21 protein-coding genes and 1 tRNA gene are annotated in these 24,428 nt (G+C 56.1%); 18 read left to right on the top strand and 4 right to left on the bottom strand.

The features are described 5' to 3' along the window. The first annotated feature begins 55 nt into the window (after positions 1–55). The 8 genes from CAL20_RS21975 (at position 56) to CAL20_RS21940 (ending at position 8,376) form a co-directional block, all read left to right on the top strand. Entirely contained in the window at positions 56–955 is a 900-nt protein-coding gene (locus tag CAL20_RS21975) for an amidohydrolase family protein (protein WP_306431406.1), read from the top strand. A 264-nt stretch (positions 956–1,219) separates the two neighbouring features. Then, the gene (locus CAL20_RS21970) at positions 1,220–1,837 is read left to right on the top strand and encodes a DUF4286 family protein (protein ID WP_094839013.1); all 618 of its coding nucleotides are present in this window, start codon (positions 1,220–1,222) and stop codon (positions 1,835–1,837) included. Between the two features lie 15 nt (positions 1,838–1,852). Further along, positions 1,853–2,404 carry a carboxymuconolactone decarboxylase family protein gene (locus CAL20_RS21965; protein WP_094823232.1) on the top strand — a complete coding sequence of 184 codons (552 nt, stop codon included), beginning with the start codon at positions 1,853–1,855 and terminating at the stop codon, positions 2,402–2,404. A gap of 57 nt (positions 2,405–2,461) precedes the next feature. After that, entirely contained in the window at positions 2,462–3,262 is an 801-nt protein-coding gene (locus CAL20_RS21960) for an SDR family NAD(P)-dependent oxidoreductase (RefSeq protein WP_094823231.1), read from the top strand. Beyond that, positions 3,246–4,199 (top strand): SMP-30/gluconolactonase/LRE family protein, encoded by a 954-nt coding sequence (locus CAL20_RS21955; RefSeq protein WP_094839012.1) that lies wholly within the window; start codon positions 3,246–3,248, stop codon positions 4,197–4,199. The genes CAL20_RS21960 and CAL20_RS21955 overlap by 17 nt, the downstream gene beginning before the upstream one ends. A 71-nt stretch (positions 4,200–4,270) precedes the next feature. Continuing rightward, positions 4,271–5,281, top strand: a complete 1,011-nt coding sequence (locus tag CAL20_RS21950) for a Bug family tripartite tricarboxylate transporter substrate binding protein (protein ID WP_094823229.1) — start codon at positions 4,271–4,273, stop codon at positions 5,279–5,281. A gap of 94 nt (positions 5,282–5,375) precedes the next feature. Beyond that, positions 5,376–5,831 carry a YkgJ family cysteine cluster protein gene (locus CAL20_RS21945; RefSeq protein ID WP_094823228.1) on the top strand — a complete coding sequence of 152 codons (456 nt, stop codon included), beginning with the start codon at positions 5,376–5,378 and terminating at the stop codon, positions 5,829–5,831. Positions 5,832–6,024: 193 nt separating this feature from the next. Continuing rightward, entirely contained in the window at positions 6,025–8,376 is a 2,352-nt protein-coding gene (locus tag CAL20_RS21940; protein ID WP_094839011.1) for an AsmA family protein, read from the top strand. A gap of 48 nt (positions 8,377–8,424) precedes the next feature. Here CAL20_RS21940 and CAL20_RS21935 read toward each other — a convergent pair whose 3' ends face one another. Beyond that, positions 8,425–9,264: an NAD-dependent epimerase/dehydratase family protein gene (locus CAL20_RS21935; protein ID WP_094839010.1), complete on the bottom strand. Its 840-nt coding sequence runs from the start codon at positions 9,262–9,264 to the stop codon at positions 8,425–8,427. A 306-nt stretch (positions 9,265–9,570) separates the two neighbouring features. Here CAL20_RS21935 and CAL20_RS21930 point away from each other — a divergent pair. The 3 genes from CAL20_RS21930 to CAL20_RS21920 all read left to right on the top strand — a co-directional run bounded on the left by CAL20_RS21930 (position 9,571) and on the right by CAL20_RS21920 (position 15,335). Then, positions 9,571–9,646: transfer RNA gene (locus CAL20_RS21930), tRNA-Lys, on the top strand. A gap of 1,274 nt (positions 9,647–10,920) precedes the next feature. Continuing rightward, positions 10,921–14,946 carry a hypothetical protein gene (locus CAL20_RS21925; RefSeq protein WP_094839009.1) on the top strand — a complete coding sequence of 1,342 codons (4,026 nt, stop codon included), beginning with the start codon at positions 10,921–10,923 and terminating at the stop codon, positions 14,944–14,946. Between the two features lie 131 nt (positions 14,947–15,077). Then, positions 15,078–15,335 (top strand): antitoxin, encoded by a 258-nt coding sequence (locus CAL20_RS21920; protein ID WP_306431405.1) that lies wholly within the window; start codon positions 15,078–15,080, stop codon positions 15,333–15,335. A 64-nt stretch (positions 15,336–15,399) separates the two neighbouring features. Here the strand turns inward: CAL20_RS21920 and CAL20_RS21915 are convergent, their stop codons facing one another. Further along, positions 15,400–15,597: a YqaE/Pmp3 family membrane protein gene (locus CAL20_RS21915; protein ID WP_094839008.1), complete on the bottom strand. Its 198-nt coding sequence runs from the start codon at positions 15,595–15,597 to the stop codon at positions 15,400–15,402. Between the two features lie 146 nt (positions 15,598–15,743). After that, positions 15,744–16,421: a GntR family transcriptional regulator gene (locus CAL20_RS21910; RefSeq protein ID WP_094839007.1), complete on the bottom strand. Its 678-nt coding sequence runs from the start codon at positions 16,419–16,421 to the stop codon at positions 15,744–15,746. Positions 16,422–16,902: 481 nt separating this feature from the next. Here CAL20_RS21910 and CAL20_RS21905 point away from each other — a divergent pair, with 481 nt between their 5' ends. The 3 genes from CAL20_RS21905 to CAL20_RS21895 are packed head-to-tail and all read left to right on the top strand — an operon-like array spanning position 16,903 to position 19,474. Next, the gene (locus CAL20_RS21905; RefSeq protein ID WP_218830729.1) at positions 16,903–17,766 is read left to right on the top strand and encodes an ABC transporter ATP-binding protein; all 864 of its coding nucleotides are present in this window, start codon (positions 16,903–16,905) and stop codon (positions 17,764–17,766) included. Between the two features lie 5 nt (positions 17,767–17,771). Next, positions 17,772–18,587, top strand: coding sequence for a class II aldolase/adducin family protein (locus CAL20_RS21900; protein ID WP_094839005.1), 816 nt, complete (start codon positions 17,772–17,774; stop codon positions 18,585–18,587). A 2-nt stretch (positions 18,588–18,589) separates the two neighbouring features. Further along, positions 18,590–19,474, top strand: a complete 885-nt coding sequence (locus CAL20_RS21895) for a TauD/TfdA dioxygenase family protein (protein ID WP_256981698.1) — start codon at positions 18,590–18,592, stop codon at positions 19,472–19,474. 114 nt (positions 19,475–19,588) lie between these two features. On the opposite strand, the gene CAL20_RS21890 is transcribed toward CAL20_RS21895, so the two are convergent. Next, positions 19,589–20,773 carry an RNA-guided endonuclease TnpB family protein gene (locus CAL20_RS21890; RefSeq protein WP_094839004.1) on the bottom strand — a complete coding sequence of 395 codons (1,185 nt, stop codon included), beginning with the start codon at positions 20,771–20,773 and terminating at the stop codon, positions 19,589–19,591. A 138-nt stretch (positions 20,774–20,911) separates the two neighbouring features. Between CAL20_RS21890 and CAL20_RS21885 the strand changes: the two genes are divergently transcribed. The 4 genes from CAL20_RS21885 to CAL20_RS21870 are packed head-to-tail and all read left to right on the top strand — an operon-like array spanning position 20,912 to position 24,423. Then, positions 20,912–21,931, top strand: a complete 1,020-nt coding sequence (locus tag CAL20_RS21885; protein WP_094839003.1) for an ABC transporter substrate-binding protein — start codon at positions 20,912–20,914, stop codon at positions 21,929–21,931. Then, positions 21,928–22,704 carry an ABC transporter permease gene (locus CAL20_RS21880; protein ID WP_094839002.1) on the top strand — a complete coding sequence of 259 codons (777 nt, stop codon included), beginning with the start codon at positions 21,928–21,930 and terminating at the stop codon, positions 22,702–22,704. The genes CAL20_RS21885 and CAL20_RS21880 overlap by 4 nt, the downstream gene beginning before the upstream one ends. Then, positions 22,701–23,459 carry an ABC transporter permease gene (locus tag CAL20_RS21875; protein ID WP_218830728.1) on the top strand — a complete coding sequence of 253 codons (759 nt, stop codon included), beginning with the start codon at positions 22,701–22,703 and terminating at the stop codon, positions 23,457–23,459. The genes CAL20_RS21880 and CAL20_RS21875 overlap by 4 nt, the downstream gene beginning before the upstream one ends. Further along, positions 23,443–24,423, top strand: a complete 981-nt coding sequence (locus CAL20_RS21870; protein WP_094839001.1) for a cupin domain-containing protein — start codon at positions 23,443–23,445, stop codon at positions 24,421–24,423. Before CAL20_RS21875 ends, CAL20_RS21870 begins: the two co-directional genes overlap by 17 nt. The last annotated feature ends 5 nt before the right edge of the window (positions 24,424–24,428 follow it).

Raw genomic sequence — 24,428 nt, 5'->3', positions numbered from 1 at the left:
TGCTATATCAGAAGTCCGCTAAGTCTCATTGCCGGCCGGGCGCGGACTGCGCATCATGCGAATTCCCGACAGCTACACGATTCCCATGCCCGATTGCGCGCCTCCTCTTGCTCAGATTACGCCTGCCAGCCAAGCTTTACCGGCGCAGGCTTGCGATAGCCATTTCCATATCTTTGGGCCGGCCGACGTTTTTCCTTATGCGGCGGATCGCCCCTATACGCCTCCCGATGCTTCGTTTGAACAGATGCGCCATATGCATCAGCAGCTGGGATTCAGCCGCGGCGTGATCGTCCAGCCTGGTTGCCATGGCTACGACATGTCGGCCACGCTGGACGCGCTGGACAAAGGGGCAGGGCAGTATCGCGCCATTGCGCTGGTACGCCCCACGGTCAACGAGCGCGAGCTGGAGGATATGGATTCCCGTGGTGTGCGAGGCGTGCGCTACAACTTCGTCGCCCATCTCGCCAACGGAGGCTGGGATGAATTGGCTCAGGTGGCGCCTCGGATCGCTGCGCTGGGATGGCATGTGTGTATTCATTCCGACCAAGCGTCGCTCATGGACCTGCTGCCGCGCCTGAAACGCCTGCCGGTGCCTTTCGTGATCGACCACATGGGGCGGGTCGCTGCCTCGCAAGGCGTAGCGAACGACGCATTTCAGGCGCTGCTGGCATTGCGCGACCACCCGAATGCCTGGGTCAAGATTTCCGGGCTGGATCGTGTCTCCAGCCATGGGAAACGGCCTTTTGCAGATGCCGAGCCCTTGGTGGCCGCCTTGTTGGAGGCAATGCCGGAGCGCCTGCTATGGGGCACGGACTGGCCGCATCCCAATGTGGCCGGCGATATGCCGGATGACGGCGAGTTGCTCAACACGTTTCTGCGTCTTTGCCCCGATCGCGCCATGCAGCACCAGATATTGGTTGATAACCCCCACACCTTGTATCGATTCGGCTCTTGACTGCTCCCCTCCCTAAAGGAAAGAGATTCCCACTTCACAGAACCGAGCCGTTGTACATCATATGCACTCAGGTCTTACCGTTTCTCCATGGGCTAACACCGCCAGCCCGGCGGCTAATGGTTTGCATGCCCGAGATACTATCCAAGCCAAGCCAGAAAACTGGATATTTATCCAGACACCAACTCAAATCAGACCAATCTTGCAGCCTTACGGCTGCGCCCCTTTCCTCCCCGGCATGAATGCCGAGGTTTGTCGGAGTAATGGATGAAATCAATACTAATCAAATTTCCGGAAGAGACCTTGAGCGAGACCGCCGTGTTGGCGCTGCCCGGCGCGACGCAAACGGATTTACGCATCTATCACGCGGTGGATCACGACGAAACTTATGTGTGGTGGTACTCGCCCGCTGGCATCGACGCCAACGCAGGTATCAATGCTGGCGGCAGCACCGATACACGCGCGAGCAGCGATTCCAATACCGACCTCGACGCTATGCAGGCGGCTCTGCGCGAGTTGCACCCTCGAGCGTTGGTGGTAGGCCTGGCATTGACCACCGATGTGGCAGGGCACTCCGCGGGACAAGCAGCCCCGTGGTTTTACATGGTCGAGACCGATATCAAGCCCGGCGCAGAAGCCGATTTTGATCGTTGGTATGAGACTGAGCATCTGCCGGGGTTAGCCGCCGTACCAGGCACGGTGAGGGCGCGCCGCTATCTCGCTGAAAACAGCTCGCCGCGCTATTACGCCTGCTATGACCTGGCACAACGCGAAGCCTTTGGGTCGCCCGCCTGGTTGGCAGTGCGTGCGACATCCTGGAGCGATCGCGTCCGTCCGAATTTCATCAATACCAAACGCACCATGTTTCGTCTGGTGCAAGACTAGGTAGAGGGCCCGAATATGCCACGACTCAATCCTCCTGAACTCGAAAACCTTTCCGAGCATCAACGCCGCATCTACGACGCTATCGCCTCCGGGCCACGTGGCAAAGTTCGCGGGCCGCTAGCCATTTGGCTGCATCGTGCGGGCCTGGCAGAGCACGCACAGGCGTTGGGGCAGTATTGCCGCTATGACTCCAGCCTGCCGCCGCGATTATCCGAGTTGGCCATCTTGACGATGGCTGCATGGTGGCAGGCATCGTTTGAATGGTGGGCACATCATCCGATCGCGCTGAAGGCGGGCCTGGATGCCGGCGTCGCCGAGCAGATACGCGTGGGCGATGAGCCCGTGTTTACGCAAGCAGACGAGTCGGTGGTGTATCGCTTCGTCTGCGCGTTGCTGCAGACCCGTCGCGTTCCAGACGCCTTGTACCAGGAAGCGATCGACGTGTTGGGAACTGACAGTGTAGTGGACCTGGTCGGCATCACCGGCTACTACACATTGATTTCGATGACGATCAATGTGTTCGAGATCGAACCGCCGGATGGCAGCACGATCAGCTTCGGGCGTTGAGGGTAGTTGTTCGACGCCGCATTTTTTTAACGAAAACAACATTATGCGAGACAGATCATGACAGGCCGTTTGCAAGGCAAGGTAGCCATCGTTACGGGCGCGGGCAGCGTGGGTCCAGGTTGGGGCAATGGCCGCGCCATTGCTTATCGATTCGCGCAAGAGGGCGCGCAGGTCTTTGCCGTCGATCGTGACGAAAGTGCAATGCAGGAAACCGTTACCCGCGTGCGCGAGGTCGGAGGACAGATCACGACCTGGTGTGCGGACGTGACGGATTCCGATGCCGTGCGCGATATGGTCCAAGCCTGCGTGGATACGTGGGGGCGCGTCGATATCCTGGTCAATAACGTAGGTGGATCGCGTAAAGGCGGCCCGGTGACCTTGGACGAAGACACCTGGGACAGCCAGCTCGATTTCAACCTGAAAAGCGTATACCTCGGTTGCCGCCATGTATTGCCCCGGATGCAGGCTCAAGGCGGCGGCGCCATCGTGAACATTGCATCGACCTCTGGCATCCGCTGGACGGGTTCGGCGCAAGTGGGATACGCCAGTGCGAAAGCCGGTGTGATTCAACTCTCGCGCGTGGTGGCGATAGAGCACGCCAAGCAGAATATTCGCTGCAATACCGTCATCCCAGGACAGATGCATACCCCTATGGTCGAGGTGCGCCTGGCCGGTCAGCGTGCCGGAGGCGACGTGGATGCATTGCTGGCGCAGCGGCAGTCACGTATTCCGCTGCCGTTCATGGGTGACGGCATGGATACGGCCAATGCAGCCTTGTTCTTGGCGTCGGACGAGGCTCGCTTCGTCACCGCGACCGAAATCATCGTCGATGGAGGCATGAGTGCACGATGCGATTGAACGGGCAGCGCCCACGCGTTATCCCGATGCGGCAGTGCTTGCACTGGATCCCCGTTTCGAGAAACTGGTGCTGCCGTTGGCAGCCGTTGAGCGCGTGGCCACGGGTAGCCGCTGGGCGGAAGGGCCGGTGTGGTTCGGTGATGGACGCTATCTGCTTTGGAGCGATGTGCCGAACGACCGCATCATGCGATGGGATGAGGTCAGTCAGCAAACGCATGTCTGGCGCCACGCGTCGGGCCATGCGAATGGCAACTCCCGGGATCGACAGGGCCGCCTGATCACGTGCGAGCACCTGGGCCGCCGCGTGACGCGTACGGAGCATGATGGCCGGATCACGGTATTGGCCGACCACTATCAAGGCAAGCGCTTGAATTCGCCGAATGATGTGGTGGTGAAGTCAGATGGTTCGATCTGGTTTACCGATCCTCCCTTTGGCATCATCGGCTATTACCAGGGCGAGAAAGCCGAGCAGGAACTGCCTGCGGCGATCTATCGCATCAGTCCGGATGGTCAGGAAATCCGCTTGATGTGCGACACCGTACAGGGGCCTAACGGGCTGGCATTTTCACCCGATGAACGGCATTTGTACGTCATCGAGTCTCGCTCGCGGCCGCGCAATATCGTGGTGCTCGATGTGGCGAACGATGGCGTCAGTCTGAGCCCACCGCGAGTGCTGTTCGATGCTGGCGATGGAACGCCTGACGGTTTCCGCGTAGATATCGAAGGCAATCTTTGGTGTGGCTGGGGGATGGGTACGGCCGAGCTGGACGGCGTACGTGTGTTTTCCCCGCAGGGTGAATTGCTGGGGCGTATCGCGTTGCCTGAGCGTTGCGCCAATCTGTGTTTCGGCGGCAAGCATCGCAACCGCTTGTTCATGGCGTCGTGCACGTCGATCTATTCCTTATTTGTTAACACTCAGGGCGCTACCGCTCTGTAGCTTCAACTTTGTTTGCAGTTCGCAGCGTGCATGGCAGTGAGCTGCACCCCATAATCAGACAGGAGACGATCATGTTCCACCTACTCTACGGACGTGTAGTCAAGCGCTTGAGCGCGACGAATTTGTCCATATCCCGTTTATTCAAATATTCAGCAGCTGCCGTATTAGGCGCTGCGGCCGTGAGTGCGCAAGCGCAAAACACGACGAGTCTGGTGGTCGCCTTTCCTGCCGGCGGCCCCGCAGATTCTCTGGCTCGCATCGTTGCGGCGCAGCTGGAAAAAGAGCTGAAGCATCCCGTCCTGGTCGAGAACAAGCCCGGCGGAAACGGTGCGATTGCTGCCTCGTACGTGGCGCGTGCCCGTCCTGACGGCCAGACTTTGTTCTTGAGTTCTGTTGGCGCGATCTCAATCAATCCCGCTCTGTATCCAAAGCTGATTTACGACCCTATCAAGGACTTCGCGCCCGTGTCGCTGCTGGTTTCCGTGCCGGAGGTATTGGTGGTTGGCGCAAAGAGCCCCTATCCTGACGCAAAGGCGTTCGTGGCAAAGGTCAAGAACGACGGTTTGTCGATGGCTTCATCCGGTGTGGGCAGTATGCCGCACATGGCGGTCGTCCAACTCAAGCTTTCCACCAAGGGAAAGATCCTGCATGTGCCCTACAAGGGCGCCGCCCCCGCCATCACCGATACCATCGGTGGGCAAGTGGATGGTTTCATTGGCGATGTGTCCGGGCTGATGCCGCATATTCAGTCTGGTAAAGCAAAAGCGTTGGCAATTGCCGCGCCCAAGCGTTCCAGTGTGCTGCCCGATGTGCCGACATTTGATGAGCTGAACATTCCTGATGTTTATGCCAATAACTGGTACGGCGTGTTCGCGCCGAAGGGCACTCCCGCCGATACGGTTACTACCCTGAACGCCGTCCTGGCCAAAGTCCTGCAGACCCCCGAGCTGAAAGCCTATGCCGAGACGACGGGAGTCGAGCTGTCGCCGACCACCCCGCAAGCGTTCGCCGATCTGGTGCGTGACGACACCAAAAAATGGGGTGACTTGATCCGGGCAGAGGGGATTACCGTCGACAACTGAGGCGCCTGTATCGGTGGAAGGCTGCCTCTTGAAATAGACCAAGCCGCTGGCTACACTGCCGGCCGTCCCTTGGCCTTTTCTGGCGCCCTCCATCATGACCCGGCTACAGCCGAATCCCGTCGAGCTTATTGCTCCCGCCACCTTGAGTGGCGATGATGCCAATCCCTGCCTGAGCTGTGGCGCCTGTTGCGCGCATTTTCGGGTGTCGTTCTATTGCGGCGAGGTCGCCGGCGAAAACGGCGGGACCGTGCCTTTGGCGCTGGTACGTCCCATCAGCCCGCTGCGGGTCTGCATGGCCGGTACGGAAAAGGGCGGAGGGCGCTGTGTCGCGTTGCGCGGAGAACTGGGCCAGCCCGGGATTCATTGCGATATTTATTCCTTGCGGCCCACGCCGTGCCGCGAGTTCGAGGTCTGGCAGCCCGATGGGTCCGTCAATCCCGATTGCCAGCGGCTGCGAGCCAAGCTTGGCTTACCTCCCATTGCCCCTCGCCCCGACGCCGAAAACGATCCGCAGGGGCCTTTCACCCCCATTCATCCTGCTGCGGCCTGAAACTTGCTGTACCGCGATCATCCCATCGTCATTGCACAGGGAATGGCCTTACGTTTTCGGCATGAGCGGTTGCGCCGTTCAGGCAGATTTAGAAAAATCCGTATACATTCTCTGGCAATGATTCCCGGATCTGCCTATACCCTGGGTAGGAAAGCCAGGCTGCGTGAGGCGGGTCAGGCAAAGGAATGCAGCCATGACGCGTACGAAGAAAGTACTTATCGGGCTGGGTAGCGTCATCATTCTCGTGGTGGCGGCCCTGGTAGTTGCCATCGCACTTTTTAATTGGAACTACCTGAAGCCCACCATTAATACCAAGGTTTCCGAGGCGATCGGACGTCCGTTCGCCGTCAATGGGGATGTGACGGTGCAATGGCGGCGTCCCGACGATATGCCAGGCTGGCAGGGCTGGGTACCGTGGCCTCATGTGGCGCTGAACGACGTCACCGTGGGCAACCCGCCTTGGGGCCAGTATCCGGACATGGCATCGCTCAAACGTGCAGAATTCACGCTGTCACCGCTGCCGTTGCTGACTCAGCATGTCGTCATTCGTGAAATCCAATTGATGGGCGCCCGGGCGAATCTGGAACGTTTGCGGGACGGCCGCACCAATTGGGTATTTACGTTTCCCGAAGGCGACGGACAGCCCTCGAAGTGGAAAATCGATATAGACGAAATTGGCTTTGACCAGGGGCAGATCGCCTTCCGTGACGAGACCTTGCACGCGGACCTCCACGCGCAGATCGATCCGCTGGGCAAGCCCATCCCCTACGAAGCTATCGCGGGTAAACCCAGCTCCAGCGAGAAAAAAGAGGGTGCTGGCAACGACGCCAAAAAAGACGACAAATCCTCGGCCAAAGCTGAGAAAACAAAGGCAGGCGAAAAATCGGCAGCGGTGAAACCGGCAGAGCCGACTCCTTCCACCGTAGTTCCTGCCGCCCAGCAGTCCGCCGGCCAGAGTTCAGAGGCCAAACCCACCAGTGTGCCGTCGGCAGCGACGAAAGCCGAATTGGCTACCAAGCCGCCAGCTAGCGGCGATGACGGCGCTAACGCCACGCAAGCGGCCAGTCAGACCGCCGCCGCCGTTCCCGACGATTATGTCTTCGGCTGGAAAGTAAAAGGTCGCTACAAACAACTGCCCCTGAAAGGCGACGGCAAGATCGGCGGCATGTTGGCTGTCAAAGATCCCAATCGGCCTTTTCCTTTGCAGGCCGACGTCACCATTGGCGATACGCATGTGGCAGTAGCCGGTACGTTGACCGATCCTGCGAATCTCGGGGCGCTGGATTTGCGCCTGGCCTTGTCTGGGGCCACGATGTCGGACCTGTACCCACTGATTGGCGTGACCTTGCCGGATACGCCGCGGTACGCCACCGATGGCCGCTTGAGCGCGCGACTCAAACAGCCTGACGGCGCCACGTTTCACTATCGCGATTTCAACGGCAAAGTCGGGGCGAGCGACTTGCACGGAGATTTGACGTTCAAACTTGGCGTTCCGCGTCCCAAACTCACCGGCGAATTGAACTCGAATCAACTGCGGATGCAAGACCTCGGGCCGCTGATCGGCGTTGAGCCTAACGCCGGGAAGAAGACCGCCGCCAAAGGCGATGACAAGGCCAAATCCTCGGGCGAAAAAGTTCTGCCCACGCAGCAATTCCGTACCGATCGATGGCGTGACATGGACGCAGATGTGACGTTAACTGCCGGTCGTATCGTCTATGACGAAAAAAGGCCGATCAGCAAACTCGACGTGCATCTGGTATTGGATAATGGCCTGCTCACGCTGGACCCATTACGCTTTGGCTTTGCCGGTGGCACGATCAACTCTGACTTGAAGCTCGATGGCGCCAAAACGCCCATGACCGGCGACGCAAAGGTCGCAGTGCGAGGCTTGCGATTGAAGCAGCTATTTCCCAACGTTGAATCCATGCAGCAGGCCTTGGGCCAGTTGAATGGAGATGTGGCATTGAAAGGCGCGGGTAATTCCGTTGCGGCTTTGCTCGGTACCTCAAGCGGCGATGCCCGCCTATTGGTCAATGACGGTGTCATCAGCAAAGGGCTCATGGAGATTGCCGGCCTGAACGTCGGCAACTACGTGATCAGCAAATTGTTCGGTGACGAAGAGGTGAAGATCAATTGCGGTGCGGCTGATCTGAATATGAAGCAGGGCGTCATGACGCCACGCGTGTTCGTCTTCGACACGGAAAACGCTATTGTGCAGATAGCGGGCAATGTCAATTTCAAGGAAGAGACGCTCGATCTGGACATTTCGCCCGAAAGCAAAGGCATTCGCTTGTTTTCGCTGCGTTCACCGCTGTATGTGAAAGGTACCTTTGCCAATCCCGACGCGGGGGTGCAGGTGCTGCCGCTGGCCGCGCGCGGTGCGGGCGCGGTCGCGTTGGGTGTGCTGTTGACGCCTGTGGCGAGCTTGCTGGCGCTGGTGGCGCCCAGCTCCGGCGAGGAAGAAAAACCATGCAGCGAAATGATGCAGCAATTGCGCCAGCCGGCCAAGGCCTCCTCGTCCCAGGGCAAGGCGAAATCCAAATAGCTGGCGCTCGGTGCCGACGCGCCGAGCACTGGGCACTGCCGAGCAGATTTATTGCGGCTCGAACGGCCCGGCGACGGTGAACTTGCCGCCTTGGAAAACCATCGACGGGTCATCGGGTGGCGGCGCAGGTTGCGCCTCGATCTTGTCCCGATAGATCTCCGACGTATCGCGTGGGGCGTAGCCGAGCTTGGCCGCATAGCGATTGTCCCACCACACCGTGCGATTGTTCGACATGCCGTAGACGACGGTGTGACCGATGTCGGGCGTATATAGACAACGGTGCAGCAGCGCGTCGAAATCGTTCAAGCTGATCCATGTCGCCATCATGCGCCGGTCTGCCGGCTCGGGAAACAGCGAGCCGATGCGTATGCTGGCCGTTTCGATTCCATAGCGGTCGAAATACAGCTGCGCCATGTCTTCGCCAAACGATTTGGAGACGCCGTAATAGCCATCGGGTCGGCGCAGGGCATGCGCGTCTATGGTCTCGTTTTGGCGGTAAAAGCCGGTGACGTGATTCGAACTGGCGAACACGATGCGCTTGATGCCATGATGGCGCGCCGCCTCATACAGATTGAATACGCCTTTGATGTTGGCCTCGAGGATTTCCTCGAACGGACGCTCGACGGATACGCCGCCCAGATGCACGATGGCGTCGCAGTCGGCTGCCAGCGCGTCAAACGCTGCGCGGTCCGAGATATCGCAAGGGACGGCTTCTTCGTGGGGAGCCAGGTTCGTTACCTGAGCGGTCAGCGCCGCGGGCAGGTCGGACAAGCGCACGTGTTTGGCTTGCGCCGCCAGCAGCGGGCGGATAGCACGGCCCACACCGCCAGCTGCGCCGGTCAATAGCAAGCGGTTGAACAAACGGGATTGGGCAGGGGTACTGCTCATGGTGTTGTCTCCGGTCGCGCAGTCCTGGTATCGCTGCGGACGAGGGTAATGGTCGCAGGGCATGAGACTGATGTCTTGTACGTCGTCGTACAAGTGGGAATGAATCATCGGACAGGGTGTATTGCCTTGTCAATAGCAGTCAGGGGGGTTCAGCGTAATCCCGGATATATGACGCAGAAGCGAGCCTCTTTTTGTAAGTTAGGCGTCAGTTTGCGTACGTTATCGGCTGGTTTGAACAGTTATTGCGAAGCATGTATAATTTCGCCTCTTGACTGCTGGCGCGCGTTTTTCGTGTTCCACAGATCAGGGCTGTTAGCTCAGTTGGTAGAGCAGCGGACTCTTAATCCGTAGGTCGAGTGTTCGAGCCACTCACAGCCCACCAGAATTCTTTAACGAGATCAGCGCGTTAACCCGCATGACGGGACGGAAAGATACCAAAAGGTTGTTGTCACCACCTGCTCGATGCAAGTGCGCGTATTGTCTCGTAAAAACCTACCCTCTCGGGTAGGTTTTTTGCATTAAGCAAGTGATTCGTAAAGACAATATCCCACTCGGCACGTCTTTTCAGACAGCCTCGCCAAGGGGTAAACGACTCGTCACGCCTTAGGATTGTTTGTCGCCGCGTTGTCGCCAGATTGGTGCCAGTGAGGCTCTGTGTGGCGTCTGCTGCTGCCATGGCTGTCCGGCCTAGTGCAGGGTAACTTCTCCTGCCTACCCCTCGGCACGCTGCCCAACGGGTCTCCGAAAGAAATTTTCTTTTTTTGAAACTTTCGACTTACGCACCCACAAGGCGGCGTCGCGGCCGTGCTCGGAAACCAGTGGCACGGGCTCGCGCGGTGCTGCTGTCCTCTTGCCTTTCAATGGCGCGGCCGAGGCCGTTGAGGGGGCAGCGTTTCAAAGTCAGTGCCTCTACGGCTTGAAGGGCTTTCGGGTTTAGCTTCACGTAGGAGCTTGGCGGCGCTGCGTATCTGTCGCTCCACTACAGAGAACATCTTTGCCGCTTCCGCTTGGGAGGTAGGCAAACTGGGCTATTTCCAGGCCAGAATTAAGCCGTGCGACAAGGATTTTGATGGCTGATCCGGTGCTGTTCGTCATCTCCGGCAACATTACCGGCATCACCTGGCTCGGGTGCACAAGGCCGAGGCGGCGGCCAAGTTGGGCGAACTTGAGTAACGGCACAAACCAGCGAGTCACGAAAGTTGAGAATGGTTCCCGGAAGTCACGCTCAACTCGTGCAAAAAAAACTAATGTCGAATCGTGACCCGGCTCACCTATTCAATGTCAGTCGTGAGACCGTCAAGCGCGCCACGAAGGGTGCCAAGGATGCCAATAGGTACACGAAAAATCCAGCCGGGGAAACGAAATCTTGAGCATTTTCTGCCGTCATTGGCTGAACTAACTCAGACTTAATCTGACAGGCACCCTCAGATCCGATAGTGTTGTGCTCGCAACTGCTGCTCTCGGCCAGAAGTGGTCTTGGTAAAACCCATCTATCCCTCCACTCTTATGGCGTGACTACGTTTGGGATTATGGCTTCGAGGCAGCCGCTGAGCGAGAACGACGTGCTATCGTCCATAAAGAGAGCTTGGTGAGGGTGCCCAGCTACAAATGATTGCCTGAAATATTTGTGACGCTTCGGTACCGCATATTTTTCCTATGAGTTCAACTCTTTACCTTCCGCGCAAACTCTTGAGTAACGGTAAAACATATACCGAACACGAGCTAATCTCCGCTTCGCCTTATGTTGTTGTTTTGGCCGAGCCCGGCGCCGGGAAAACTGAGCTTATGGGTAGTTTGGCACAGCAGTTGGGTGCCGTAGTCTTTACGGCGAGCAAATTCAGATATGGAGAAATCGGGGCAAAGAATATTCCGCTGGTGATTGACGCATTCGATGAACTAGCTAAAGTGGATAACTCTGGCATTTACCAACTTCTAGGAAAAGCTGAGTCTGCCACTCCAACTCATGTCTACTTATCGAGCCGGTCTAGCGAGTGGGATAACTCCGCCACCAACGCATTTGAAAACTTTCTTGGACAACCTCCTCTGATAGTTAGGCTATGCGAGTTCGACGAAGAGGAGCAGCGAGCAATCTTTGAGCATCATGCAAAGGGAGAGGACTTCGCATCGTTTCAGGCGGAAGTTGCTCGATTTAGCTTGGAAATGCTGCTTCCAAACCCCCAGTTTCTCAAACTGTTTGCTGATGCTTACATCGAAAGCGGAAGGCACTTTACTGATAAACGATCGATCTTTTCACAAGCGGTCGAGCGTCTGGCCAAAGAGGTAAATAACAATATTGCTAGGGTCAATCCGATACTTTCGATCACCCAAAAGATCGACCTCTCGTCGGAAGTTTTCGCCAAGCTCTTATTGTCTGGTGTCGAAGGCGTTAGCACAAGTGAGGCTATGGAAGGCAGGACATACCCCTTATTGGCGTCATTAATTAACGGCAATACGGCGGTTAACGACATCCTAGCAAGTCGACTTTTTAAGCCCGGTGATAACTCGGATCAGCATCGTCCAGTCCATAAAATTATTGCCGAGTACTGTGCGGCCAGCTATCTGGTCAAGCGGATAGCAAATCCAGTTGATCCTCTGACGCTTCAAAAATGTCTGCCTATTATCGCCCCAAATGGCACAGTGCGAGATGAACTCCGGGGGCTATTGGGTTGGATGGCAGCAATCGGCGCCAGGCCTATACAAGAAGCTGCAATCGAACTTGATCCTTATGCGGTCCTTGCGAACGGCGATCCGTCCCAGTTAGAGCCTTCGTCAAAACTCTTGCTGGTAAAGCAGTTGAAAGTGATAGAAACCAAAGATCCCTATTTTCGAAGGGGAGATTTTTGGCGTAGGTTTAGTGTTGCAGGTTTCTTCACTACAGATGTTGTCGAGGAGATCAAACCGCTTCTGGGCATCGGCAGTGACGGACACTTGCGCGATCTCATTCTTGAGCTTTTGGCAGGTTCGTCAGCACTTGGTCTGCTGAGAGACAGCTTGCGCCAACTCGCTTTAGCCTCAGGTGAAAACGAGAACACGCGGTTTTTGGCAAGTGAGTGTTTACTCGGAATCGTAGACTACGATCATCGTTCTGATTTAGCTGTTCTTATTTCTCAGGCCAGCCATACGTCGCTCAATGTAGCTACGAAGATTATCGAAGCACTCGGCCCGCAAACATTCGAGCTGGCATATCTTGCAGACTTTTTTCGGGCCTGCTCGACGCTTTATCCAGGTCACCGCGAGCACGATGAGCGCATAATCGGCTCGCGCCACTTCGTGAAAAGGTTAATCACCACACTAGACGTGGCGATTATTGAGAGGCTCTTGGACGAGTTGACCGACAACCTCGCTTGTAATTGTGGCGAACGCCCCTACGAGTGTGATTGTCTAACTGGCATAAGCAAGGTGGTCGGATCAATGTTGGATCGATATTTTGATCTAGCCAAGCCGCCTTTTGACCCGATACGAGTTTGGCAATGGGTCGGAAACCTGAACTTCCATGCGGGCAAAGTCGCAGACCAAAGCAAGGCTGTCCAAGTGCTCCAAGAAAGCGATAACTTGCGCCAAGGAATTATTGCGCATGTATTCGGCAAGCTGACCGACCGCGAACAGATTCACAATACTAAGATATATAAGTTTGATTGGCTCTCCCATTCTGGTCTTTCTTTTCATTCTAATGACTACAGATTTGTGGTTGATCTGGCATTTAAAACTGGCAACTCGGATTTATGGGCGAGTTTCATTGCTGCGCACCGTTTTTATCAGAATCAAGAAGAACATGGCGTAAATAGCTTGCGACGACATATGCGCGAGCAAGCATTGGAAAAACCATCTTTCATGCGAGAGTGGGTTAAAACCAATAGAGCAATGGTGCAGCAACATAATGAGAATCGCCAGTTGTTGCGATTCCGTCGCACTCGAAAGATAAAGCGCCAGCGTAGGAAAGAAAACGACATCCGAGAAAGGAACATCACGTATGTCAAAGAAAACCGAGAGCTTATCGAAAGTGGACGTCATTGGAGTTGTCTTGTTCGATTTGCCGAGTTAGTGCTCAACGAACCAGACAAAATCGTGTGCGAATTTGGTGATGAGGCACTCGTTAAAAATGCATTGAGAAATTGTCTCGATTTCATAGCTTCGCATGTTCCGGATCTAACCAAGCTTGCTGAGCTACAGTGTGCTTCAAAATACCTTCATTCGGTGCAGATTCTACATGCCGCTTGTTTGGAAATTTTACGTACCAAAGGCGACCTAGACGACGTTGATCTTCGGCTCCTAAGGGCGCTGCGAACGGGCATTAATATGGGCTACAGCGCAGTATCTGAAGAAGATAAGGATGCACTAAAGACAGAAATTGACAGACTAATCTTTACTGATGCCGGCAGTGCCGAAAGTTTTCTCCGACAGTACGTTGAGCCACAGCTCGCACAGGACAGGTGTACTTGTTCAGACGTATGGTTACTCAGGGATGACGAGGCTTTTAGGCATTTACGTGCTGCGTTGTCAATTGAATGGCTCAGGCATTTTCGTGGGTTGGCGCTTGAACCATTGGATACGCTTTTTGAGATTGCTGCTCAGCACGGTAATCGCACCGACCTAATAGAAATCATTGTGGCGTCTCGTGGACGTTTCGAATTCGATGAACTCAGCCTAGAAAACAATGAATACATCGAACAAAAGCGCGCTTTCTGGTCGCTACGTGCTTTTTATTTTCTGAACGACGATCCTGAAATATACCTGAGCTGGTTGAAATCAAATAGAGACACAATACACCTACTCTACGAACGGTCTGGGCGGATGAGCCATCAAGATCATTCATATTGGCCCAAGCTCACGTCAGTTAAGGTAGAAGCTATTCTAGACGCCTTCATTGAAAAATGGCCTCAGGTAGAGCTGCCGAGCCACTGGGGGACAGGCAGCCCCACAGAAGAGAGCGCATACCGTTTTTTAACTGAGGTAATCTGGTCACTCAGCTTAGACGATCCAGATGATGCGATTCCCGTTCTCGATAGGCTTCTCGCTGACCTGCGTTTCGTAAGCCTGCACAAGGATTTAAAAAGCATACAGGCCGGTCAGGTTAGGAAGAAAGCACTTAAGGATTTCAAACCACCAACGCCTCCGGAAATCGTAAATCGACTGGACGCAGATGCGGTCGTGACTGTGGAGGGGCTGCGTCAACTCGTGATCGAGGAGCTTGAGTACTTTCAGGAAGTAATAGATGGAGGAGAATTTAATTCCGTCGATCGCTTTTATGAAAAAAATGAGAGGTTGGGTGAGAAACGGTGCACTGAAATTATTGCTGAACGTCTAAGTTTGAGGCTTGAGCCGCAAGGTATCTCGGTGACGTTAGAACATCAACTAAAGGATACTAACCGAAGTGATTTTACGGTAACCAAGATGATTGGCGGCAGACGGCAGTTGCTTGTTACGGAGGTAAAAGGGCAGTGGCATAAAGATCTCTACACAGCTGCTTCTGCTCAATTACATGAACGTTACTCCATCCATCCAGACGCAGCGCGACAGGGGATTTTCGTCGTGATCTGGTTCGGTGAGAACGAAAAGGTTGCGAACCGCAAGTGCCATGGGATTAGAAGTGCGCAGGAACTAAAGAGCAGCATCGAAACAACGCTACCGACAGAACTCAAGGGGTTAATTGATGTATTCATTCTGGACGTGTCAGACCCTTAATGATAAATAGCTAAGCTCTTCAACGTCCATAAACGAGTTGGGGTACGGAAGCCAGATGGCCGGGACGGGGCGCTTTCTGCTCGACTGATTGAACAGAGCATGTCAGATCAAAACTGAGTCTAGGAAGAGGTATGCTCATGGGCTGCCTGACCATGGATGTAACCGATCAGCAACACCAGACCCTCAAGACGATGGCTACCCTGGAAGGTAAAACCATCAAGCAGTACGCCCTCGAGCGCCTGTTCCCTCAGTCGATGAGGGAACAGGCGCTCTACGAACTGAAGGCCTTGCTCAATGAACGCTTGGCTCAGGCTGAGCGCGGCGAGGTAGAGGGCGGCAGCATTACCGACATCGCCATGACGGAACTGCGCCGCAGCAAGGTGCAATGACTCGCCCCTGCGTTTTTTCCGTGGGTTCCAACTACATCAGAACGGCCCTGCGACCGAGTCCGCTCTAGTCCGCTCTCGTCCCCAACGCTTTTTCGATCTTCTTGTCAGTCTTGTACTGGCTGAGCGAGTAGACCGCCCAGATCGCGGCGGGGATCCATCCGATCAAGGTGATCTGGAGAATCAGGCACACAATCCCCGAAATGGGCCGTCCGATGGTAAAGAACGTAAGCCATGGCAGGATCAGTGCAATCAATAAACGCATTTGGAATTCCTATTTAGGTTGCTAGGGATGTGCCGCGCATCATAAGGCTATACCGAGAAAGATCTCGCGTAGATCTTAGGTCTGGATGTCTTTCAATATCAAATACGCGCCGCGCTATGCGCACCCAAATTCTGATACGCACGGACTCATCCGGCGAATTCGGACTCGGAGCCTTTAGGAAACAGAGCGATGAAATCCAGCAGTTTCTCACCCAACAGGTTCACATGTCCGCGCATCGCGTTGGCCGCGGCGTCCTCTTCGCCAGCGACGATACAGCGCAAGACCTCCGCATGTTCGCTGATGGTGCCCTCGCGACGGCTGGGCTTGTGCGTGACCAGGCGGCGATAGGCGCCGATGCGATTGCGCAGCGCTCGGGTTTGCTCAGCCAGAAATTCATTTTGCGAAGCTTCGTAGATCAGCTCGTGAAATTGCCGGTTCACGTCATAGAACTCTTCGACCCGATCCGTGTTTGACAGCAAGATGAGGGCTTCGTGTAAACGATTGAGCTCGGCAATCTGCGCGGGGGTGATGCGGCGGGCTGCCATACGGGCGCATAGGCCTTCCAGCTCTGCCATGACCTGGAACATTTCCACGAGTTTGTGTGCAGAGAGCGTCGCTACCAAGGCGGGCTGACGGTTGCGCATTTGAATCAGGCCGCCCGAGGCCAGGTGCCGCAGTGCTTCGCGTACGGGTGTGCGCGACACCTGAAAGCGTTCTGCGAGTTCGACTTCATCCAAACGTGCGCCCGGACTGAGTTTTCCCGAAAAAATTTCGGCTTCCAATGTTTGCTGAATCTGTTCGGAGCGGTTCTGAACGGGTTTCATGTCCGGCTGATGGCGAGGCGACGCCGTCCGTGTACGGGGTGTGATGGACGGTGCGGATGATGTTGTTGATGGGGAGAAGTCTAACTTCACTTCGGTCTCTCTAAATATAGCGGAGGAGAACACGGGGCGGGCGAAGCCCCGGCGTCATCGTTCACCCCATTTTAGCGGCTAATGTATACAAGAAATAAATAATTAGATGCTCCAGATCGAGCCAAGTATGCACCAGAAAGTGCACCAAGTTAGCTCAGTCCCAGCCCGATAGCTCGGTTTTTCGGCAAAAAATGCTGGCACAGGTATTGCTTGATAAGCATGGAACGACGACTTACCGATGGTGTTCGTATTCGGGGAATACATAGTCAATGTTTATGCATACAAACAATTCGGAAGGAAGGTGAACGATGAATCTTGGGCCTAAAGGGACGTTGGCCACGCTGGCACAGGCAGGCTTCGTATGACCGCGCATTCATTAGCCTCACGAGCTATGTATTCGGTCAACCCGGATAGCCGCACTGCTGCTGCGCTGCCCGATCTGGCCCAGGGTTTGTCTGCGCCGTTATTAACGCTGAGCGGAGTGTCTAAAACGTTTGGCAAGACACGCGCACTGAGCGACCTGAGTGTGTCCATCACCCCCGGCGAGTTCGTCACCGTGGTGGGCCCTAGTGGCTGCGGGAAAAGCACACTGTTCAATATCGTTGCCGGTCTGGAAGAGCCCGATGAAGGCGGGCGCATTGAATTCCTGGGCAAGCCCTGCAAAGCCAGGGACTTGTTGGGCAAAGTGTCCTTCATGCCGCAGCGCGATCTGCTGTTGCCCTGGCGGACGGTGATCGATAACGCCATCCTGGCTGTAGAGCTTGAAGGCGCGCGCCGCGCTGATGCACGGCGCGCTGCGCTGGATATGTTGCCCGAATTTGGTTTGGCGGGATTTGAAAAACAGTATCCACATGAGTTGTCCGGTGGGATGCGTCAGCGCGTCGCCTTGATGAGGACGTTCATGTTCAACCGCGATCTGATGCTATTGGATGAGCCCTTTGGCGCGCTGGATGCGCTGACCCGCACGATGATGCAGCGGTGGTTGCTCGATGTCTGGCAAAAGCATCGGCGCACGATTTTATTCATTACTCACGACGTGGACGAGGCGATCTTTCTCGGGGATCGCGTGCTGGTCATGACGTCGCGGCCTGGGCAGGTAAAGATGGAGCAGGTAGTGAACCTGCCGCGCCCACGTCGCGCGGATATCGTGACATCTGGGGAATTCATGAAGCTCAAGCGCGTGCTGCTGGAGGCGATCGAAGAAGAAAGCATGAAGTCCTTCACAGCCAGTGAGCGCAGCAAAGGAGGGCATTGAACGCCATGTTGAATATCACCTTAGAGCCTGTTCAATTGGCATCCGGTACGGTCGAGCTCGGCCGAGAGCAGTATGGAGAAGCCGAATGGGAAGCCCGTGTGTCCCTTGCGGCCTGCTATCGCCTGGTGGCGAAATTAGGCTTGGACGATCTGATTTACAACCACATTTCGTTGCGCGTGCCGGGAAAGGATGATCAATTTCTGATTAACCCCTACGGCATGCTGTTTGAGGAGATCACGGCATCCAGCCTGGTGCGTATCGATGTCCATGGTCAAAAGCTCTGCGATTCGCCTTACCAGGTCAATGCCGCAGGTTTTGTCATCCATGGTGCCATTCATCAAAGCCGTCATGATGCGGTCTGCGTGTTGCACACACACTCGGATGCCAGTATCGCCGTCTCTGCCCAGCGGGATGGTTTGTTGCCGCTGTCGCAGTTCGCGATGCGTTTTTATCAACGCCAGGCGTTTCACGACTATGAGGGCGTGGCGATCGATCTGGACGAGCAGGAACGCTTGATCGCGCATTTCGCCCAGCATCCGGTCATGTTGATGCGCAATCACGGTCTGTTGACTGTGGGACGCACGCCGGGCGAAGCCTTCATGCTGCTGTACTACTTCGAGCGCGCTGCACAGATACAGCTGCAGATGCAGGCCTCGGTGGCGGGAGGGGCGGGTCCGCTGGTCCTGCCGCCGCACGAGGTCTGCGAAAAAGCCGCCAGACAGTTCTGGGAAATGAAAGGCGACATCTTGGTAGCCGGCGAGCGCGAGTGGCCTGCGTTCATTCGTCAATTGGATCGTCAGGATCCTTCTTATCGGAATTAATCATGCTTTCCACATCGCTCATGCCTACGTTTGAGGAACCCATTGTGTTGAATACCCAACCCTTGCATCCCGGTTTTGGTCTGGAGGTGATGGATCTGGATTTGTCGTCTCCAGATAGCGACAACGCCATCGATGCTTTGGTCGACGAGTTGGATAAACATTCCCTCATTCTGCTGCGAAATCAGAAACTGTCGAATGAGCGCCACGTTGAAATCAGCCGCCGTTTCGGCCCACTGATGACGCATGTGCTGAAGCAGTTTTTGACAACCGGCCTGCCTGAAATCTATGTGCTGTCCAACGTAAGTGAAAACGGAAAGCCTATCGGTAATCACAAAGAAGGCTGGAACTGGCATTCGGATCTGTCATATGTCGCCGAGCCCAGCATGGGATCGCTGTTATATGCCGTCGAGGTGCCGCCAGAGGGGGCCGACACCTTGTTTGCCAGCATGCATCTGGCGTACGAGGGGTTGCCGGCCGATATGCAGAACCGTATCCGGAATTTGCGCGCCACCCACTCGTATGCGGGTTATTACGGCAAGGCCTTTGCCGATCGTGCGCCGCTGACCGAAGAGCAAAAGGCACGTACGCCAGATGTGATTCAACCCGTGGTGCGTACCCATCCCACAACAGGACGGCTGTCGTTGTATGTGGGCCAGGACATCGTGAAGTGCATAAATGATTTACCGGAAACAGAATCTGAGGCGCTTCTGGCCGAGCTGAATGCACATGCGATCAAGGACGAGTTCGTGTTTCGCCATCGTTGGCAGCAGGGTGATTTGATTTTGTGGGACAACCGTTGCACCATGCATTGCGCCACGCCCTATGACGACAACAAGTATCGCCGCGTCATGCACAGAACGACGGTGGCGGGCTCACGGCCATTTTGACGCGAGGGGCCGGGATCCACGCTCGTCCGTGATGGACCGGAGAACGCCTCTTCGATGCTTTTCTTCCTATCTTCTTTGTGGCACTTGCCGGGATCATGTTGACTGCTCCCTTCCCTAGAAGGAAAGGGATTCCCACTTCACAGAATCGAGCCGTTGCACATCATCACTCATGCACTCAGGTCTTACCGTTTCTCCATGGGCTAACACCGCCAGCCCGGCGGCTAATACGTTATGCGCCGCGTTGATGTCGCGGTCGTGGTCTGCGTTGCATTGCGGACAGGACCAATGTCGCATGCTCAACGGCAGCTTCGGTGACACATATCCGCAAACATGGCAGCGTTTGCTCGACGGATACCAACGATCTACCCGCACGAACTCACGCCCATACCAACGCGCTTTGTATTCAAGTTGCCTCACAAACTCCGCCCATCCGGCATCGCCGATGGACTTAGCAAGACAGCGGTTTTTCTGCATGCTGGATACAGACAAGCTTTCTACGGCAATCACTTGGTTCTCGTGGATCAACCGGGTAGAAAGCTGGTGCAGGAAATCCCTGCGGGTGTCTGCGATCTTTGCATGCAGCTTGGCCACTTTCAGCTTCGCCTTGGCGCGGCGAGCCGATCCCTTTTGTTTTCTAGCCAGCCGGCGCTGCAGCTTAGCCAACTTAACTTCATGCCTACGAAAGATCTGTGGTGCATCGACTTTTTCTCCTGTTGAGAGCACCGCAAAATGAGACAGGCCCAGATCAATCCCGACGCAGTTCGACGTAGGCGCTCTCTGCGCTACAACGTCGTCGCACAGCAGGCTGACAAAGTATCGGCCCGCTGCGTCCGTGCTGACGGTGACCGTAGTGACCTTGGCGGCTTTGGGAATCTGACGGGACCAGCGGATGGGCAACGCCTCAGCCATCTTCGCCAGCTTGAGCGAGCGGCCATCCCATCTAAAGGCACTGGCGGTGTACTCCGCCGATTGCGAGCCATCCTTGCGTTTGAAGCGAGGATATCCCGTTCGTTTGGTAAAGAAACCGACAAACGCCGTTTGCAGATGGCGCAGTGCCTGCTGCAGCGGAACACTGCTGACCTCGTTCAACCACGCGTAGTCTGGGCACTTTTTCAGTGCCGTCAGGGCTGCAGAGGTGGCGTGATACCCCAGACTCTCTTGTCGCTCAGCCCAGGCGGTCGATCGAAAGTTGAGCATGTGGTTGTAGACCACACGTACACACCCGAACGTGCGAGCCAGCGTGATCGCTTGCGCGGGCGTCGGATAGAACCGGAATCGGTAGGCACGTTTGGTTTGCATGCCCCAGATACTATCGACGCCAGGCTAAAAAACTGGATATTTATCCAGCTGAAAACTCAAATCAGACTGATCTTGCAGCCTTACGGCTGCGCCCTTTATCTCCCCGGCATGAATGCCGAGGTTTCCTCGGAGCAATGGATGAACAAACGACGCACATTGGCGGTATTGGCGGCTTCGGCCACGTTGGGGCTGGCTGTATTGGCCCCTGTCGCTGCGCAGGCCGCAGATCTGGTGAAAGCAACGCTGCGCTTGAAATGGCTGCCGCAGACGCAATTCGCGGGCTTTTATTACGCCTTGGAGAAGGGCTACTACAAGGACGAGGGCATTGATCTGACCATCAATCCCGGCGGCCCCAATCTGCTGACCGAGAATCTGGTTGCTACGGGGGCAGATACGTTCGGCCTGTCCGGCGGCACTGACAGCGTGATGGCGGCGATCGATAAAGGCATGCCTATCGTGTCGGTAGGTGTTTCTCATCAGGTGACGCCCTTTGTCTTCGTGACGCGCAAAGACGGCCCGGTCAAGACGTTGAAGGACTTCGAAGGCAAGAAAGTGACTGCCTGGTTCACCGGTGCGAATTATGTGCTGTTCGGCATGCTGGCGAACAACGGCGTGGACCGCAGCAAGGTAGACATCCAGCCTCAACAGGTCAGCGTCACACCATTCGTCAACGGGGACGTCGATGTCGCCACTGCGACTTGGTACAACGAGCTTTACACGATCAAGCAGCGGATGGGGGCGGACAATCTGCGTACTTTCGTGGCCGAGGACTATGGCGTGACCTTTCCGCGCGATACGCTGATCGTGTCCAGGAAAACGGCACAGGATCAGCCTGAGCTGATTACGAAGTTCTTGCGGGCGTCCATTCGTGGGTGGCGCGATGCGATGGCGCATCCTAAGGAAGCAGTCGATGCGGTGATGAAAGTCGCCCCTACGCTGGATCGCGCCCATCAGGAATTCATGCTCACGGAAGCCTATCGTTTGATGGTGGAGGGGAAAGCGAAGACCGAAGGATTGTTCTGGATCGACCCTAAAGCCATTGAAGCGACCGAGGCGTTCTTGCTGAAGAACAAGGTGCTCACCAAACCCGTAGATGTGACCACCGCATTTGACGGCCGCTTTCTGCAGGCCATTCCCGTCGAGGAGCGACGTCCATGAGCAAGGCGGCCGCGATGCTCCGGTCCGCTGCACTGACGACGCTGCGCGGTGCGGCCGCCATTCTGATTGCCGCCGCGCTGTGGGAGGCCGTGGTGGTGATGGGCAACATCAAACCGTACTACCTGCCGCGACTGTCGGACATCGTGATGTCCATCGTCGCCGTTCCAGACGCGTATATCGCGGGTTTTCTTCGAACGATGAGCGAGACGTTGCTCGGTTTTGCCATGGGGGTGGTGGTCGGCGTGGCCAACGGCGTGCTGTTCAAACAGTCGCGCACGCTGCGTGAACTGATTTTCCCCTTGTTTGTGATTTCGCAGACGATACCGGTGATCGCATTTGGCGCTGTGGTCGTATTGTGGTTCGGCAACACCATATTGGCCAAGGCATTGATTGCGTTCTATCTGACGTTCTTCCCTGTCACCGTGAATACATTGAATGGCATGGACGCCGTCGATCAACGGCAGGTCGATCTATTGAGAAGCTTTGGCGCGACGCGCTGGCAGCTCTTGTTCCGCTTGCAATTGCCTGCCGCGTTGCCGCAGATTTTCGTGGCATTGAGGTTGGCATGCACGTTAAGCCTGCTGGGCGCCATCGCCGGAGAATGGTTTGGCGATACAACGGGGCTGGGGGTATTGCTGCTGCAGGCGATGTACAACGAGCAGGTCATTGCCTTATGGGCGGCGATTTTGATGTCAGGACTGTTGGGGACGTCGTTCTATGGTCTGGTCGCGTTGGCAGAGCGTCGCGTGGTTTTCTGGAGAAGCGAGCTGTGAACCTCAATCGTTTACGTCCGTCGCGGGCCACTTCACGTGCTCTGATGGGGCTGGCAGGTGTGGCGATACTGTGGGAAGCCTCGGCGCGGGTATTTAATCTGCCTGCTTACGTATTGCCGAGCGTCAGCAGTATTCTGGCCGCTATCGTGGATCAGCGAACGGCCTTGGGCAATGCGGCGGCGATGACGCTGATGGAGGCCATAGGCGGATTTTTTCTGGGATCTGCCGGTGGAATGCTGCTGGCTGTGATTCTAACGATGCTGCCGGCCACCCGCCGCGTGTTGCTGCCTACGGCTACCGCGTTGAACTCCGTGCCGGTGGTGGCCTATGCGCCGCTGATTCTGCTGTGGTTTGGTATTGGTCCGGAATCCAAGGTCATCATGGTGGCATTGGCCGTGGGCTTTACCGTGTTTCTGCATGCTTTGGCCGGTCTGGATCGCGTCGATCAGAGAGCAGTGGATCTGATGCGCAGTTTCGGCGCCGATCGTGCTGCTATCTTGTGGCGCCTTCGGGTGCCGGCCGCTATCCCCCTGACGGCGGCCGGTATGCGGGTCTCGACCGTACGCAGCATGATCGTGGCTATCGTTACCGAAATGCTGGGGGCAACGGGCGGTTTGGGATGGACCATATACCAAGCGGTACTGCAAATCGATTTCGTGCAAGTATGGTCCGCAATTTTCGTCGCGTCGGCAGCGAGTTTGATTTTCTTCGGCACGATCAATTTTCTGGAAAAGCGTTATGTCTTCTGGAAGTGAGTCCGTATGTGGGCAATCTATGGCGGCCTTGCCAGCGGGAAAGGCCGCCCGGCCTCTCTCCGCGGCCGAACGCCGCGCGCGATACTTTAATTCGGCAAATGCGTTCAATATCAGCTTGCCTGAAGTACCCGCAGGAATCTTCTCTGAGCCCATCGCGGCGGCTCAGCGGGACGGCGCCGCCACAGGCTATGTTGAATGCGATCAGTCAGCCGCCTTGGCTACGCCATACCCTGCGACAACCCCTTTCATGCTGGCCAGGTACGCCCGCATTAATGCGGGCGAAACTTTGGCGGCGAACTTTACCGCCAGCGGTTCCATCTGGTACGTCATGCACGGATCGATGCAGGTCGTGAATCTGGATGGAGAGGCGGATCAGCGTGTCGGTACAGGTGACGTGCTGTATCTGCCGGCCGGGGCGCATATCGTGGCCAATACCGGCGGTGCCGCCTGCGTCGCATGGCTGGTAACCGATGAGCCTATGCTGGCCCATCACGGCTTGCGCGCGGTTGCTGCAGCGTCGTTGGGCCGCGACGCTGGGGCGGTATTGTTTCGGGCCCAGGATATCGCTGATCAGGTCGAGACGATCTACAGAACCGTGCCGGATGCCGGCACCTCAGGGATGGCAGTGGTGTTTTCGGCGCAGGCGCATGAAGACAGCCGCAATCTGATGCCTAATTTGACCTTGTCGTTGAATACCTTGCCCGCGCATTGCCACCAGTCGCCGCATCGGCATAACTCCGCTGCCCTGACTTTGGTCGTGGCCGCAGACCGGTGCCATTCACGAGTGAGTGAGCAGCAATGCCAGTGGACGGCCGGTGCGACACTGGTCACGCCGGCCGGCGCACCGCATTCGCATCACAATGATGGTGACACGCGCGCGGCATTTTTGATCGTGCAGGATGGCGGCCTGTACTATCAGGCCCGCACGATGGGGTTCGAGTTTCTAGGAAGGCATGCGGATTGAGTACG

This window comes from Bordetella genomosp. 4, from assembly GCF_002261185.1.
In the GTDB taxonomy this organism is placed as follows: Bacteria; Pseudomonadota; Gammaproteobacteria; order Burkholderiales; family Burkholderiaceae_B; genus Bordetella_A.
This window is presented reverse-complemented; position numbering and strand designations above follow the sequence as displayed.